13 protein-coding genes, 1 tRNA gene and 1 pseudogene are annotated in these 16,073 nt (G+C 62.1%); 12 read left to right on the forward strand and 3 right to left on the reverse strand.

Annotation, left to right across the window (positions count from 1 at the left end; all coding sequences use genetic code 11):
- Positions 1 to 137: 137 nt before the first annotated feature.
- Positions 138 to 305 carry a hypothetical protein gene (locus AC13C2_RS08555; protein WP_482886548.1) on the reverse strand — a complete coding sequence of 56 codons (168 nt, stop codon included), beginning with the start codon at positions 303 to 305 and terminating at the stop codon, positions 138 to 140.
- A 219-nt stretch (positions 306 to 524) separates the two neighbouring features.
- Between AC13C2_RS08555 and AC13C2_RS08560 the strand changes: the two are divergent.
- The 4 genes and pseudogenes from AC13C2_RS08560 to AC13C2_RS08575 all read left to right on the forward strand — a co-directional run.
- Positions 525 to 662 (forward strand): annotated as a pseudogene (locus tag AC13C2_RS08560) (DUF2924 domain-containing protein); the annotation flags it as partial.
- 2 nt (positions 663 to 664) lie between these two features.
- A complete protein-coding gene (locus tag AC13C2_RS08565; RefSeq protein ID WP_482886549.1) occupies positions 665 to 1,990 on the forward strand; it encodes a recombinase family protein in 1,326 nt (441 codons plus the stop codon).
- The gene (locus tag AC13C2_RS08570; RefSeq protein WP_482886550.1) at positions 1,987 to 2,370 is read left to right on the forward strand and encodes a hypothetical protein; all 384 of its coding nucleotides are present in this window, start codon (positions 1,987 to 1,989) and stop codon (positions 2,368 to 2,370) included. The genes AC13C2_RS08565 and AC13C2_RS08570 overlap by 4 nt, the downstream gene beginning before the upstream one ends.
- A gap of 172 nt (positions 2,371 to 2,542) precedes the next feature.
- On the forward strand, positions 2,543 to 3,886 hold the full coding sequence (locus tag AC13C2_RS08575) for a hypothetical protein (protein ID WP_482886551.1): 1,344 nt from the start codon (positions 2,543 to 2,545) through the stop codon (positions 3,884 to 3,886).
- 372 nt (positions 3,887 to 4,258) lie between these two features.
- Here the strand turns inward: AC13C2_RS08575 and AC13C2_RS08580 are convergent.
- Positions 4,259 to 4,348 (reverse strand) — tRNA-Ser (locus AC13C2_RS08580).
- Positions 4,349 to 4,489: 141 nt separating this feature from the next.
- Between AC13C2_RS08580 and AC13C2_RS08585 the strand changes: the two genes are divergently transcribed.
- On the forward strand, positions 4,490 to 4,963 hold the full coding sequence (locus tag AC13C2_RS08585; protein WP_482886552.1) for a DUF302 domain-containing protein: 474 nt from the start codon (positions 4,490 to 4,492) through the stop codon (positions 4,961 to 4,963).
- Here AC13C2_RS08585 and AC13C2_RS08590 read toward each other — a convergent pair whose 3' ends face one another.
- On the reverse strand, positions 4,964 to 5,785 hold the full coding sequence (locus tag AC13C2_RS08590; protein ID WP_092763661.1) for a LysR family transcriptional regulator: 822 nt from the start codon (positions 5,783 to 5,785) through the stop codon (positions 4,964 to 4,966). It lies immediately after the preceding gene.
- A gap of 86 nt (positions 5,786 to 5,871) precedes the next feature.
- Here AC13C2_RS08590 and AC13C2_RS08595 point away from each other — a divergent pair, with 86 nt between their 5' ends.
- The 7 genes from AC13C2_RS08595 (at position 5,872) to mdoH (ending at position 16,066) form a co-directional block, all read left to right on the forward strand.
- Entirely contained in the window at positions 5,872 to 7,011 is a 1,140-nt protein-coding gene (locus AC13C2_RS08595; RefSeq protein WP_092763659.1) for an acyl-CoA dehydrogenase family protein, read from the forward strand.
- Positions 7,008 to 8,618, forward strand: coding sequence for a thiamine pyrophosphate-binding protein (locus AC13C2_RS08600; RefSeq protein WP_482886553.1), 1,611 nt, complete (start codon positions 7,008 to 7,010; stop codon positions 8,616 to 8,618). Before AC13C2_RS08595 ends, AC13C2_RS08600 begins: the two co-directional genes overlap by 4 nt.
- Positions 8,605 to 9,798 carry a CaiB/BaiF CoA transferase family protein gene (locus AC13C2_RS08605; RefSeq protein ID WP_482886554.1) on the forward strand — a complete coding sequence of 398 codons (1,194 nt, stop codon included), beginning with the start codon at positions 8,605 to 8,607 and terminating at the stop codon, positions 9,796 to 9,798. The genes AC13C2_RS08600 and AC13C2_RS08605 overlap by 14 nt, the downstream gene beginning before the upstream one ends.
- Before the next feature lie 169 nt (positions 9,799 to 9,967).
- Complete coding sequence (locus AC13C2_RS08610) at positions 9,968 to 11,332, forward strand: tetratricopeptide repeat protein (RefSeq protein WP_482886555.1); 1,365 nt, start codon at positions 9,968 to 9,970, stop codon at positions 11,330 to 11,332.
- Positions 11,333 to 11,361: 29 nt separating this feature from the next.
- Positions 11,362 to 12,657, forward strand: a complete 1,296-nt coding sequence (locus tag AC13C2_RS08615; RefSeq protein ID WP_482886556.1) for an OpgC family protein — start codon at positions 11,362 to 11,364, stop codon at positions 12,655 to 12,657.
- On the forward strand, positions 12,654 to 14,219 hold the full coding sequence (locus tag AC13C2_RS08620) for an OpgD/OpgG family glucan biosynthesis protein (protein ID WP_482886557.1): 1,566 nt from the start codon (positions 12,654 to 12,656) through the stop codon (positions 14,217 to 14,219). Before AC13C2_RS08615 ends, AC13C2_RS08620 begins: the two co-directional genes overlap by 4 nt.
- Positions 14,216 to 16,066, forward strand: coding sequence for a glucans biosynthesis glucosyltransferase MdoH (mdoH, locus tag AC13C2_RS08625; protein WP_482886558.1), 1,851 nt, complete (start codon positions 14,216 to 14,218; stop codon positions 16,064 to 16,066). The genes AC13C2_RS08620 and mdoH overlap by 4 nt, the downstream gene beginning before the upstream one ends.
- The last annotated feature ends 7 nt before the right edge of the window (positions 16,067 to 16,073 follow it).

Below are 16,073 nucleotides of genomic sequence, written 5' to 3' on the forward strand. Positions count from 1 at the left end.
AGACCTTAAAGGGAATGAGTAGCTCGATAGCACATATTTCTCTGTTGGTACCTCGCCCAGTCTATAGGCGGAGTACCAGCACACCAAAATTTTTCGCAAGGGGCGGATTGGCCTGCCGAACTGGGGCAAAACATCAATCAGGGATCAATCCAGCAATTTCCGTCGTCGAATTTGATGAAGGCCTGCCAATTCTCGCGTCGGCCGAAGGCCTTCTTGAGCGAGTTCACCTGTCCGCCATAGCCTGCCTCTTCGAGCACGGCGGCCACCCGCAGACCCGGTGATCCAGACCAGTAGGCGGCGAACATGATCTGGAGATGTAGCCGATGTTTGTCGCCGCCGAAGGTAAGGATCTTGTCACCATGCCAAACGAGTCCGCAGTCATCGCCGAGATCCATCAACCGCAGTTCCTTGACCATCACGCCAGCGATCCCGTCTGCCGGATCGGTCGGAAAATCGAACGGCTGCGCGAGCATGCTGAGATCATATTCCCGCAGCGGCAGCTGCTGCTTTTCATCAATGGTACGGTAACCGTTTTGAAGGACGGTTTCGACTGGCAGGGCCGCAAGTACAAATCGCTCTCCGGCATCGCCCGGGAAATCACTGGCACGCGGTGGAACGGCTACCGCTTCTTCGGCCTGCAAACTCGTTCGCGGGAGGTTTGACCATGGACAGCAACTCGCGCCCAAACCGCCGCTTGCGCTGTGCGATCTACACCCGCAAGTCCACCGAGGAAGGGCTCGACATGGAGTTCAACAGCCTTGATGCGCAGCGCGAGGCCTGCGAGGCCTATATCGCCAGCCAGCGCTCAGAGGGCTGGGCATGTCTGCGCGAGCGTTACGACGACGGCGGGTTTTCCGGCGGCACGCTGGACCGCCCTGCGTTGAAACAGCTGATCGCCGATGTAGAGGACGGCCTCGTTGATGTGATCGTGGTCTACAAGATCGACCGCCTGAGCCGCGCCCTTATGGATTTTTCGAAGCTGGTCGAGCTTTTCTACCGGCACGGCGTGACTTTCGTGTCGGTGACCCAGTCCTTCAACACGACAACGTCGATGGGGCGACTCACGCTGAACATCCTGCTCAGCTTCGCGCAGTTCGAGCGGGAGGTGACGGCAGAGCGGATCCGGGACAAGGTTGCCGCAAGCAGGAAGAAGGGCAGGTGGATGGGCGGCTACGTCCCCCACGGATATGATGTCGTCGACCGCAAGCTCATCGTGAACGAGAACGAGGCGGCGCATGTACGGCGGATATTCGAGCGCTTTGTCGAACTTGGATCCGCCACGGTGCTGGCGCGAGAGCTCCGACGCGAAGAGGCCCGCAATAAGCAAGGTACGCTGATGGACAAGGGCTATCTCTACCGGCTGCTCAAAAACCGCGTTTATCGCGGTGAAGCTGTCCACAAGGGCAAATCCTATCCCGGCGAGCATGATGCCATCATCGACGAGGCCCTCTGGGACCGCGCCCACGCCATCCTGCAAGAGAGCCCCCGGAAACGCGCCAGCAACACCCGCGCGCAGACACCGGCGCTGCTCAAAGGGCTGATATTCTCCGAGACCGGCGCGGCCATGACCCCCACCACCACGAAGAAAGGCCCGAAACTTTACCGCTACTACGTGTCCATGGACGTTATCCGCAATCGGGACAAAGGCGACGAAACTGCGCCGACGCGGCTGGCCGCTGGGATGGTCGAAGAGGCCGTGGTGACTGAAATCCGCCGGATTCTGCAAACGCCAGAGGTCATCACGCAAGTATTGTCGGCACTGAAAACCAACACAGCCAATATTTCCGAAGCTGACGCCTTGGGCGCGTTGCACGAGTTCAAAACACTCTGGGCCCAACTCTTCCCAGCCGAGCAAGCCCGGCTCGTTCAGCTCCTTGTTCGGCGAATCACGGTAATGGCCGCCGGGCTCGAGGTCGATATCCGGCGCGAGGGCATCGCCGGGGTCATCCGCGAGATGTTCGCCCCGCGCGAGATGCAGCCCACCGAATGACCAATTCCAATGACACCATCCGCATTCTAATCCCTCTCAAGGCGCGGAAGAGAAATGGACGACCGAAGATCCTGCCGCCCGCCGACTATGGCCCGAGCACGGAGCAGACACAGGATCCCCACATCCTGCGCGCCATCGGCCGCGCATGGAGTTGGCGTCGTCGCATGGAGGCAGGTGAGTTCGCCACCATTCAGGAACTGGCAGAGGCCGTTGGGCTCGCGGAACGCCATGTCAGTCGTCAGCTGCGGCTGACATACCCCGCGCCAGAAGTACTGAAACGGTCGACCTGCGGTCAGGAGGCGTCGGCGGTCAGCCTCTATGTTCTGTGCTTTCTGGCGGGAGAGGTTTGGCGGGAGCAACATAAGCGCGCATTCGATTGATTGCCGGCGTTTCGCCCTCAACGAAGCGCGGGCTAAGCCCGTTTTTGGTGGTGCGGACGATCGTGTCTTCGACAGGCAATCGTTGTTCAGAGCCCAAGCTGCCCTCGCCGGGACGGATCTATACTGCACGCGCATTCGTCCGCTTCGCGGCCCAAACCAGACACTAGACTTGGTGGCAGGCTACGTCGCCTTGATCCGCGGTTCGAGGTTCGAGGTTGATAGAAACTCAAGGAAAGGGACTTCCGAAAGGCGCATTGTTGATACAATTTACTGCAATGAATATCGGCGTATTGGTGCTAAATTGACAGGGCACAATCATTATCCTTGGTGCACATGCGGGTGGTGCGTTGGCGGCGGCAACCGAAACGGTGGAGTTGTGTCCACCGCGCCAGTAGCAAAGCCACTTCAGCCGGTCTATTCCGAGTATGAAAAGCAACAAGCTACGCAGACACTGAAAGGCTACGGCGCAACAAGCTACTCTCGCTGCTTCGTCAATCCCAATGCATCCTGCCCCGTCTGCGGTCAGCCTGTCTATTTTTATGCCAATGAACACTGTAGCCGCGTCTTCTTTGATGAACTCGGAAAGCCTTGGACGAAGCACCCATGCACGGACAACGGGCGCACCGTCTCTGGCTCTGTGCGTGCTCGACCCTCCAGTCGACCAGGTGCCGAAATCAAAGAAATTCTCACTGCCGAACAAAAAATCGACCAGCGAATACTACCTTTAGGCCGTAAAGCGAGAAGAGATTCCTGGAAGCTTGCGGTGGTGGTTGAAGTCCACTTTGCCGACTTCCGAATGGAAGTTCAGGTTGAAGACCTTTCAAGCCAAAATCATCAGAAGCATCGCTTTTTCATTCACTGTGATCAGCCGCTTCTAGCTGAAGGCGACCTTGTCAGTCGACGTCGAGACACTTTCTCATTTCTGCACCCAATGTCACTTGAAGACATTGAGGTAACCGACGGTGATCGGCTGGTCGACTTCGAAGCGCTGGAAAAGGATATCGACCCTAGCATTATTCCCGATGAGGTTGCAGAGCTTTTGCCATCCGAGAGGAGGCACTTTGGGTCAGAAAGCGGCGGAACTGCCAAAGTGTCAGGAGCATTGCGTTCTGTTCTAGAGGACTTCGCCAAGAAGGGGATCGTGGGACCCAAACTTGTTTCTCACTATCTGAATGAAACAGGCCGTGTGACTGCTGATGGTTCGCCTTGGTCTCCTCGCCTTGCCTTTTTCCTCATTGCCCTATCCGGCGTCTCCCAAGAAAAACCGGTTAGGCGAAAGAAGCGAAACGCAGGTAGCAAACAGCAAAAGACTCGTAAGCCGCAACCACACGCACGCGCAAAGAAGCGCCCTCGTTCATCTGGAACCCCGTCAGGCAATTCGGTTTCGCAATCAGCCCAAAAAACTCACAAGCGACGGTCCGAACCGGCACCTCGGCTCTCAACCGATGTAGATGAGTGGGCACGTATGCTCTCAAGGCTCGGGCGGGTTTCCAGAAAAGACGACGACGTCTCATGATTAACCGGAACTACGATTGACCGCTGTTCCGTGCGAGATCGTCGCCCATCCAGAGGACCACCAAACCATCTCAAACATTCGCGCCACCCCGCACGACTACGCCGCCTTCGGGTGTCTTTGTTCGCCTTGATAGAGGTCGAGCCCGCTTCAACTGCGGCGCAACCTATTTTCGGCAAGCACCTGAAAAGACAAATATTTTTGAATGCGTCCCGATTTGGGTGAAGGGCGGGTGGAAAGAGACGCGGGGCGTTCGGAGACCGATTTCGGGCCAGAGGCCAGTCTCCGAAAGTCGGATGACTTCGCTAAACCCGTTTGAAACAAAAAGAAAAAAGGCCCGCGCTGGGGCCTCGTCTCGGGTTCGCGAATGGTTTGTGGCGGACAGACAGGGATTCGAACCCTGGAGACGGTCTCCCGCCTACACACTTTCCAGGCGTGCGCCTTCGACCACTCGGCCACCTGTCCGTGCGCGGGGTGATAGGACAGGCAGGCGGTGGGGTGCAAGTCGCAACTGGACTACTTCTGTCCGGATCGTGATCGTTCAGCCATTGTTTGAATCCGCGCGCTATGGTCCTGTTCGGGTGATGTAATCCCGGAGACGTTGTCATGCTGATCAGAACAGCACTCCTGTCACTGGCTATGGCCTGGCCTTCGTTCGCCCAGACGGTCGCGGATATCGCCCCGCGCGATGGCTGGTCGGTGACCGCCACGGACAAGACATTCAACGAGCTGGTCGCTGCCACGCGTGCTGCCGCCAAGGCCGGAAAGATGGCCGTTGTGACGATGGCGGGACCGACCGATGCAGCGGCAAATCGCGGGATCACAATTCCCGGAAACCGTGTAATCGGCCTGTATAACAACGATTTCGCGGTGCGGGTGCTGCGCTTGTCGACCGCTGCGATGATTGAAGCGCCAATCCGCATGTATGTGACGGAAAACGCTGACGGGACGGCCAGTCTTAGCTATAAGCTGCCCTCCGATGTCCTGGCGCCCTACATGTCCGAAGCGCCCGGTCTGGATAGCATCGCCGCCGAAATCGACGCGACCTTCGCCGCCGTCGCCCAGTCCGCGACCGAGTAGTCAGCCGGTCAGCAAATCGGCCAGTTGCGCGGCGTGGGCATCCAGCGGTGCACCGGCACGGATGACCAGAACCAGATCACGGCTGACAGGCAGCGCTTCGCAGATGGCGCTCAACCCGTGCAGATCCACTTCAGGCAGAATCGTCGCGCCGACGTTCTCGCGCAGGCACGCGCGGATGGTCTGGACATGATCCAGAACGATACGCGGGCGGGCCGACAGGTCGGGCCTTTCGGCAAGCGCCCGCGCGATCAGCTTGCCGATCCCGGTCGACGGGGCGAAATGCAGGAACGGAGCATCGGGTGACAATCCGCGGGGAACAGCCAGCACAAGGCGATCGGTCGCAAGCACGCGGTGACGCAATCCGCCAGGTGGCACGCCCGTCGCAGTCACCACCGCTGCATCCACTGCGCCACTTGCCACGTCCTGTTCAAGCACTTCGCTGAGTCCGGTTCGGAATGTGAACCGGGCGGCAGGCAGGGCGGTCGTGACGTGAACCAGAAAACCCGGAAGCAGGCGGGGACCCGCACTTGCGACCAGACCCAGACGGAAGTCGCCCGACAATCCAGCACCGGGTCGGGCAAGGCGGCGCAAACGGTCTTCGGCGGAAAGAACCTCGGCGGCGGCGGTAACGGCTGCACGGCCCAGCGGGGTGAGCGCCGGGGGGCGACTGCGGCGGTCGAACAGCGCGCCACCCAGTGTGGCTTCAAGCGATTTCATCTGCATCGACACGGCAGAGAGCGTCATGTTCAACCGCTCCGCCGTTTCGCGGAAACTGCCGGTCGCGGCAATCGTGGTCAGGGTCGTCAGGTCGCGATTCTGCATCTTCAGTTATCCTGAATATGAAATTCATCAGAACTCGTTCGACTTGAACATGAGCATGGGCGAGGCGTACCAGCAAGGAGAATGCCATGTCTGACCATCTGACCCGCGCCAAAGCTCTTGCACCAACTTTCGCCGAACGCGCCGCAATCTGGGATCGGGAGCGGCGCTATTGCCATGATAACGTCGCCGACCTGACGCGCGCCGGGCTGATGGGGATGTCCGTTCCAGAGCAATTCGGCGGGCCGGGCCTGACGCTGACCCAGATCGTGCCGATCATCGAAGTCGTCGCGGGCGCATGTACCCTGACCGCCCGCGTTCTGGTCGAAGGCAATATGGGCGCACTGACCGCCGTTATGTCCTATGGCACCGATGTGCAGAAAGCGCAGTGGGCGGAGGGTGTAATGTCGGGCGACAAGCCAGCGATCTGCATCTCCGAGCCGGGGGCAGGGTCCGACGCCCGCGCCATGACGACGACCGCTACGCCCGCACCGGGCGGATGGCGTCTGAACGGTGTGAAGCACTGGATCACTGGCGGTGGGATTTCGAACCTGCATCTGGTATTTGCGCAGGCGCCTGATGGCATCCGCGGTTTTCTGACGGAAGCGGGCCCCGGCCTTGCTGTCACGCGGCTGGAACGGACGATGGGCCTGTGTGGCATGCCCGAAGCGGAACTGACCTTTACGGATCACTTTGTCGCAACCGACAACATGCTGGACGCGTCGTTTGGCGATCTGATGGGCGCGTATAACGTGCAGCGGATCGGGGCCGGTACAATTGCATTGGGTGTCGCGTCCGGGGCAGCAATGCTGGCGCGCGATCATCTGCTGGACCGGTGCCAGTTCGATCGCCCTTTGGCAGAATTTCAGGGTCTGCAATGGATACTGGCAGACATGGACACGGAACTGGCCGCCGCGCGCCTTCTGCTGCTGGATGCCGCCGCGAGCGGCATACTGCCCGACCGCATCAAGGCCGCGCGCGCCAAGCTACTCTCGTCGGAAACCGCGATCCGCGTCGTCGACCGGGCACTGCAGATGTTCGGCGCGGCGGGATACGGCAGCGATACCCCGCTGGAACGGATGTACCGCGATGTGCGCATGTTCACCATCGGCGGGGGCACAGCGCAGGTCTTGCGCAACCAGATCGCGGCTCACATTCTCGACAGAAAGCTGTCACAGCGGTCCGGGACGTTTGACGCAGGGCCGAGGGGTGATATCGCAGCGCAATGAGCACCATTCGCGCCGCCGACGTTCTTGCCCGACGCCTCTACCTTGCCGGTTGTCGCCGTGCTTTCGGCATGCCCGGAGGTGAGGTGCTGACCCTGATCGACGCGCTGGAGACGGCTGGGATCGAATTCACCCTGTGCCATCACGAGAATGCCGCCGGATTCATGGCCGAAGGTGCATATCATGTCGACAATGCGCCGGCCATTCTTGTGGCGACCGTTGGTCCGGGCGCGATGAATGGTGTCAACGTTGTCGCGAATGCCGAACAGGATCGTGTGCCGATGATCGTGCTGACCGGTTGTGTCGACCCGGAAGAAGCGCAGACATATAATCATCAGGTCCTCGACCACCGTGCCGTTTTTGCTCCGATTACCAATGCGACTTTCACCCTGACTGGGGGGGCCGCAGCGATACAGGCCGACAAGGCCGTGCGGATCGCCACCGGCGGAGCGGGCGGTCGCGCCGGTCCGGTGCATATCGACGTGCCGATTTCAGTCGCCGATGCAAAGGTGCCCGACATGGTGGTGCATCACGCCGATATTGCGCCGGGTGCCATTGGTGAAGATGCGCTGGCGACGGCACGCGGCTGGCTGGCCAGCGCCAAACGACCGATCATGCTGGCCGGGTTGGATGCATTGCGCGATGGGGCAGGCGACGCGATCAGGGCGTTCTGCGAGGCACAGTCGGTACCGTTGGTCACGACCTACAAAGGCAAGGGTCTGCTGGACGAAAGGCATCCTCTGGCCTTGGGCGGCGCTGGTTTGTCGCCTCTGGCGGACAGGACACTCCTGCCACTGTTCCGCGACGCCGACCTGATCGTTCTGGCCGGTTACGACCCGATCGAAATGCGGCCTGGTTGGCGCGGCGTCTGGGATCCGGCGTCGCAGAACGTCCTCGACATCAGCCACGCGCCGAACCTGCATGGCATGCACGGCTCAACGTTGGAGGTTATTGCGCCGGTCGGCACAACGCTCGACGCGATCCGCAACGGGGTGACCGCTGGGCAAGTCTGGGATGTCGCTGCCAAGACGCGGGACGCACTGGCGAAGTCCTTTCCGGTGGGGGATTGGGGGCCGGACGCCATCGTCGCCGTCTGCCGCGACGTCTGCCCGCAGGATACCATCGCCACGGTGGATTCCGGCGCGCACCGTATTCTTCTGTCACAAATGTGGAAATGCCCCGCGCCTCGCACCTTGTTGCAGTCGTCGGGCCTTTGCACGATGGGATGCGCCCTGCCGCTGGCTATCGGGGCCAAACGCGCTGCTCCGGTCCGCCCTGTCGTGGGGTTCATGGGGGACGCGGGCTTTCTGATGGTCGCGGGCGAGTTGGCCAGTGCCGCGACGCTGGGCCTGCCGGTCGTGTTCGTGGTGTTCGTGGATCAGTCGCTGGCGTTGATCGAACTGAAGCAGCGACAGCGGCAGATGAAGAACACAGGCGTAGACTTCGGCCCGACGGACCATGCCGCCGTGGCGCGCGCCTTCGGTGGAAACGGCGTGCAGGTGCGCGACCGGGCAGGGCTGCGCGAAGCGATGACGACGGCGCTGGCGACTGACACATTCACCTTGATCGCCTGTGAAATTGATAGAAAGGCATACGATGGCCGGATCTGAAGGACCATTGCACGGCGTCCGCGTCCTCGACATGAGCCGGATTCTGGCCGGCCCGACCTGCACGCAACTTCTGGGCGATCTGGGGGCGACAGTCCTTAAGATCGAAAATCCCGGAACGGGCGGCGACGATACCCGGCAATGGGGCCCTCCTTACGTGAAGGACGGATCGGAAGATACTGATTTATCAGCATACTTCATGTCTGCGAATCGCAACAAGCTGTCGGTTTCCATTGATATTGCCACGCCCGAGGGTCAGGCCGAGGTGCGGCGTCTTGCGGCCTTGGCCGATATCGTGCTGGAAAATTTCAAGCCCGGCGGTCTTGCGAAATACGGGTTGGATTATGCTGGCCTGAGCGCGGTAAATCCAAAGCTCGTCTATGGTTCGATCTCGGGCTACGGGCAGACCGGGCCGAATGCGTCCAAGCCCGGCTATGACCTGATGGCGCAAGGCTATGGCGGCATCATGTCCCTGACCGGCGACCCGAATGGCGCGCCGATGAAGGTCGGCGTCGGCATCGCGGACGTGATGTGCGGGATGTATGCCTGCGTCGGAATTCTTGCCGCGTTGCGTCATGCCGAGGCGACCGGCGAGGGGCAGCAGGTCGACGTCGCACTTGTCGACAGCCAGATCGCATGGATGATCAACGAGGGCGTCAACACACGACTGAGCGGCCAGGCCCCGATCCGGCGCGGCAACGGTCACCCGAATATCGTACCCTATGATGTCTATGAGACGATGGACGGCCATGTCATCGTCGCTGTGGGAAATGACAGCCAGTTCAGACGGTTCTGCAGCGTTCTTGATCTGGCCGAGCTGCCGGACGACCCCATGTATGCGACGAATCCAATGCGGATGAAGAACCGGGATGCGCTGGCTGAATACCTTGTTCCGGCACTGCGATTGCGCTCCACTGCGGAGGTTATCGCGGCTATGGAGGGTGCCCGCGTCCCGGTCGGGCCGGTGCAGACCCTGCCGCAGGTCTTTGCCACCGATCAGGCGGCGGCTCGGGGCCTGACCCTCGACATGACGACACCGGGGCAGACGGGCGATCTGACGTTGCCGCTGATCGGCAATCCGCTGCACCTGTCGGCAACGCCGGTAACCTATCGCCACCCGCCGCCACGGTTCGGGGCCGATACCGACCGGCTGACGCGGGATGACCCGTTCCAAGGCGATTGATCGGCAGGGAACAGCCAGAATACGGGGTCTTGGCGCCTGAAATCGCTCAACAGTCGATGACGGGGCGTCACGTGTCCGTTATGGTCGGGCCCCGGCTATAGGCTGAGGAACATGCGCCGGATAGGTGTCTGCCAAGCAGTAGCGATTTCCCGTCTTTCCCGGAGTAGCCATGACCCGTCACGACCTGTTCGATCAGCCCGTCTCCCTGACAGATGCGGCGGCGGTGAGGGAATGGAACGCCATGATTTCGGCTTTCCTGGCTCATGGTGCAATGACGCCGGTGCACTTGGGCAAACTGCTGGAGATCGCCCCCGATTTTGCTGCGGCACATGCGGTCAAGGGGCTGTTCTATGCCCTGCTGGGACGACGAGAGGTGATGCACGAAGCGCAGATAGCACTGGCCTGCGCAGAAGCCCTCGAATCCGGGGCCAACGCCCGCGAACGCAGCCTGATTGTCGCGCTGCGCCATTTCCTTGAGGGCAATCCAAGTGTGGCCATCACGGCGATCGAGGCCACTCTGGCAAGCGCCCCGACCGATACGCTGGCCATGAAGCTGAGCCATGCGCTGCGCTTCGTGATCGGTGACGGGCCCGGCATGCGCCAGTCGGTCGAAAAAGTGCTGCCGACTTATGACGACGATCATCCCGGACGCGGTTACCTGCTGGGTTGCCATGCTTTCGCGCTGGAAGAAACCGGCGATTACGCCCATGCCGTGCTGACGGGTCGCGCCGCGCTGACGCTGGCGCCCGACGACGCCTGGGGCCTGCACGCCGTGACCCACGTCTATGATATGACCGCCGACGCCAGAGGCGGACTGGACTGGTTGGAGGGCCGCGAGGCGGCATGGATCCACTGCAACAACTTCGGCTTCCACGTCTGGTGGCATAAGGCGCTGATGCTGCTGGACCTTGGTCGCATGGACGAGGCTCTGGACCTTTACGACACCCGTATCCGGTCGGAAAAGACCGATGATTACCGCGATATCTCGAACGCGACGTCGCTGCTGTCCCGGCTGGAGCTGGAGGGCGTCGACGTCGGGAGGCGTTGGGAGGAACTGGCCGACCTGTCCGAAAAACGGACCGAGGACGGCTGCCTGATCTTTGCCGACCTGCATTATCTTCTGGCGCTGACCAACGATGGCCGCGAGGGCGCGACCGCGCGGATGATGGCGAGACTGGCAGCCGATGCGGCCCGCTCCGGGACCGAGATCGAACGCCTGATGGCGGTCCCCGGTCTGAACGCCGCACGTGGGCTGGAGGCGTTTGGCGACGGCGATTACGGCACCGCCTTCGCCGCGCTGGCCAGGGCGCGTCCGCACATGCAGGGGGCGGGCGGCAGCCACGCCCAGCGCGACGTATTCGAGCGGCTGATCATCGACGCGGGCCTGCGCGCCGGGCAACTGATAGATGCGAAAGCCATTCTTGCCGACCGAACGGCGCGGCGCGGAGGATACGAAGATGCCTATGCCGCAGCGCGGCGAGACTTGATCGCAAGGGCGGAAAATGTGTCTTGCCCAAAGGGCGCGTCCGCGTAGGTCGCGCACAGTAAGGAATAATGACCCGAATGACGACGACGACCCCGAATGAGGCTTTCGCGACGTCTAGCCCGACCATGGCAACGGCGGGGCTGGCGATCCGCGATCCGCGACTGGATTTCTTTCGCGGGATCGCGATGTTCATCATCCTGTTCGCGCATACGCCCGGCAACGCATGGACGTCGTGGATACCGGCACGGTGGGGGTTTTCCGACGCGACAGAGATCTTTGTTTTCTGTTCCGGCATGGCGTCGGCCATCGCCTTCGGCCGGACGTTCGACCGGGCAGGGTGGTCGCTGGGCGCCGCGCGCGTCGGCTATCGCGTCTGGCAGATATACTGGATACATCTCGCGATGTTCCTGGTGATTGCCGCGATGCTGGCGGCACTGGACGCGACCGGATGGCATCCGGACCGTGAGTATATCGGCACCCTGAACCTGTGGAAGTTCTTCGCCGATCCGGGGCCGCAACTGATCGGACTGGTGACACTGACCTATGTGCCGAACTATTTCGACATTCTGCCTATGTATATGATCGTTCTGCTGCTGATGCCCGTCTTCATGGCGCTAAGCCGGGTGTCCCTGCCATTGCTGGCTGTCGTTTCGATCACGATCTGGCTGTTTGCGCAGCAGGCACTGTTGGAGAGTCTTGGCCTGGGGGCCTGGTATCTGGCTTTCCCGGCCGAGCCGTGGTCCGACCGGACATGGTTCTTCAATCCATTTGGCTGGCAGCTGATCTTCTTCACCGGCTTTGCCTTCATGCGTGGCTGGATTCCGGCACCGCCGGTACGGCCATGGTTGATCGGGCTGGCGCTGGCCATCGTCATCATGAATTTCTTCGTGTCCAACATTGGCTTCCGGTTCTTCCAGCTTGGTCTTCTGAAAGACATCTACGTCAGCCTGACGGGTTGCACCGAGACGGGTTTCGGGGCCTGTAATCCGGCCTTCGACTGGCGGCAGGCGAATGGGGCATTGTTCGACAAGACCGACTTCGCGATCCTGCGCTACGTCCATTTTCTGGCGCTGGCCTATCTGGCATGGACTGCGGCTGGCACCCATGGGCACCGTCTGGTGGCGGTCGGGCAGGGGGCCGTCGCGCGCATATGGGACGAAGTGGTCGCCATCGTGATGAAGGTAGGTCAGCAGAGCCTTGCCGTTTTCGTGTTCTCGATGGTTCTGGCGCGGATCAACGGCTATCTTCTGGATGTCATCGGACGCAATGGCTTCACCTGGGCGCTGATCAATCTGACCGGTGCCGGATTGCTGATTGCCTGTGCCTACGGGGCCGGATGGTTCAAGTCCCAACCCTGGAAAGTCAGGCGATGAGGCGTCGCGGGTTCCTGACGGGGGTGTCCCTTCTGGCGCTGACGGTTGCGACGCCGTTGCGGGCCGCGATACCGCGGTTTCTGGAAAGCACTCCGTTTGACCGCGACACCGTGCGGATGCTGGCCCGCGATCTGGCCGAGCGGAACTTTGTGTCGCGCCCGGAGGTGCCCGAGGCCTGGCGTAACCTGTCCTATGACGATTATCGCAAGATCTGGTTCGACACGCGCAACGCCATCTGGGCCGACACCGACCTGCCGTTCGAGATGGATCTGTTTCATCCCGGTCTTTACTTCTCTCGCGCGGTCGAGGTGGATGTCGTGCGCGCCGGCATGGGCAACCGTCTGGCCTTCGATTTCGATCTGTTCGACCGAACCGATGATGCCCCGGACCTGCCCGTCGATGAAACAATGGGCTATTCCGGTCTGCGCCTGCGCCACCGGTACGAAGGGGAGATGAACCACCGCGAATTCGCCGTCTTCCAGGGGGCCAGCTATTTCCGGGCCATCGGGGCGCTTCAGTATTATGGCCTGTCGGCGCGCGGTCTGGCGCTTGGCACCGGCGACGCCGAGGGCGAGGAGTTTCCCGATTTCATCCGCTTCTGGGTCGAGGAGCCGTCGCCCGGCGATCCGGACATCGTGCTGCATGCCCTGATGGACAGCCCGTCTGTCGCCGGGGCCTATCGCATCCGCATCACACCGGGGGCGGCCTGCGAAATGCAGGTCGATTGCACCCTGTTCCCCCGTGTCGATCTGGACCATGTGGGAATCGCGCCGCTGACGTCGATGTTCCTTTACGATCAGACTAACCGTTCCAGGTTTCCCGACTTCCGCCCCGCGGTTCATGACAGTGACGGCCTGTTGGTCTGGAACGGTGCGGGCGAAATGCTGTGGCGCCCGCTGGCGAACCCGACATCCCTGCAGGTCAGCAGCTTCGTCGACGAGGCGCCGCGCGGCTTCGGTCTGATGCAGCGCGCCCGTCGCCTTTCGGATTTCGCGGACCTCGAGGCATATTATCATGAACGTCCCAGCCTCTGGATCGAACCCGCGGATGACTGGGGCCCCGGCATCGTCCGTCTGGTGGAGATCCCGTCGGATCAGGAAATCTACGACAACATTGTCGCCTATTGGCGTCCGCGCGAGCCATTGGCCGCCGGTCGGGAGTACCGGTTCGCCTATCGTATGCTGTGGACTGACGAGACCGGGCCGACACCGCCACCGCGCCGGGGCGATGTCGCGCGCGTTGTGGAAACTTACATGGGGCTGAACTTTTCGCGCGATGCGTGGCTTGCAGCGATAGATTTCGCCGATCATGCTGCGCTTGCGGTTGCCGGGGGCGCGGATGATGACGCCGATCCGGGTCAGTTCGACGACATGGTGGTGCGGATCAGCGCCCGCGTCCCGACCTCTGACGGGGTGTTGCAGCGCAATCCAGAAACTGGCGGCGTTCGTCTGGCTTTCACCTTCGACCCGGGCAAGGCCGATACGGTGGAGTTGCGCGCGCAGGTGTTCCGCAACGGCGAACCGGCGACCGAAGTCTGGCTCTACCGCTGGACGCGCGCATGACGCAGTCGCGCCTGGTCCTCTCGATGCCGCCCTCCGCACCGCTGGCGCACCCGCAACAGGATCTGTCGCGCCGGTTCCGCGACCATGCGGCCCCGGTGTCTGCGCCCGATGCGGGTGCCGTGTTCTGGCGTCTGGGCACGTTCCTGCCGGCGGCCATCGGCACAGGCGTCCTGCTCTGGGGGTTTCTGTCGTGGTTCGCCGCCGATGGCACAAGCTGGGCCGAGGCCCTGCTGGCGATGCTGATCGGCGCGGGGTTCTTCTGGATCGCGCTGACTTTCGTCACCGTGCTGGCGGGGTCAGGCGCGCTGTTCAGCCGGACGCCGCCAGACGAAGGCCCGATCACGCCTCTGGATGTGGCCCTTCTGGTCCCGGTGCACGAGGAAGCGCCGTGGGACGTGTTCGGCAATGCCGCCGCCATGCTGGAACGTCTGGCCGCCGCCCCCGGCGCGCATCGCTGGTCGCTTTATATTCTGTCGGACACCCGCGATCCGGTCCGCGCCGCGCAGGAAGAGGCCACCTATGCCGCAATCCGCGCAGGACTGCCGGATGTTCGTGTCTGGTATCGACGCCGGGTGCAGAACACTGACAGGAAGGTCGGAAATCTGGCGCAATGGGTGGCGCAATGGGGCGGCGCGCATGACGCCATGTTGGTGCTGGACGCCGACAGCCTGATGTCCGCGCAGGCGATCCGGTCGCTGGCCGATGCAATGGGACGTGATACCTCCGCCGGACTGATCCAGTCGTTTCCGCAACTGATCGGGGCCCGCAGTCTTTTCGCCCGCAGCCAGCAATTCGCGAACGCCATCTACGGCGTCGCCTTGGCCGAAGGACTGGCCCGCTGGACGGGGCGCGAAGGCAATTACTGGGGCCACAACGCCATCATCCGCACCGCAGCCTTTGCCGCGTCCGCCGGTTTGCCGCATGTCCGGGGCCTGCGCGGACGCGATAGCCTGATCCTGTCCCATGATTTCGTCGAGGCTGGCCTTTTGCGCCGCGCCGGTTGGTCGGTCCGGTTCCTGCCGCGTCTGCGCGGCAGTTACGAAGAAACGCCGCCGACCCTGATCGACCACGTTCTGCGCGACCGGCGTTGGTGTCGCGGTAATCTGCAACACCTTGGTCTCTTGGGCACGCGCGGTTTGCATGCGCTGTCGCGGTTCCACATGTTCCATGGCGCGATGGGGTATCTGCTGTCGCCGTTGTGGTTCCTGCTGCTGGCGCTCTGGGCTGTGATCGGCGTGTCCGCAGACCGTTCCGTCATCAACTACTTCTCGCCCGAGAACCCGATGATGCCGAACTGGCCCGAGATGAGTCCCATCAACCACGTCTGGCTGATGGTCACGATGTATGCCCTGTTGCTTGCCCCGAAACTGGTCGGGGCATCTGCCTTGATCGCTTCGGGCACGCCGGTCTCGCGGATGGGGGGGACGTGGCAATTCACCGGCTCGCTCCTGCTGGAGATCGCAGTGTCGATCGCCTATGCGCCGATCCTGATGGTGCAGCAGACCATGGCCGTCGTCTCGGCCCTGACCGGCAAGCGGTTCGATTGGACGCCGCAATCCCGCAACGGCGCTGCGCGGCCCTTCGCAGCCGTTCTTCGGTTTCACGCATTCGAGACGCTACTGGGGGCGGTGCTGCTTATCGGTATGGCTACCGGGTTCGTATCGCTCTGGTTGATCCCGATCATGGCCAGCCTGTTTCTTGCGGTCCCGCTGTCGTGGATGTCTGGCCTCGACCTTCCCGGCAGCCTGTCTACCCCGCAGGAGGTGCGTGCGCCTCTGGTCGCCAAGCGCGCGGCGCAATGGCGGGCCAAGCTGAAATCAAGCGTCGAGGGCAGCCCGGCGCAATGATCGGGCG

This window comes from Jannaschia sp. L-14R (assembly GCF_056857695.1).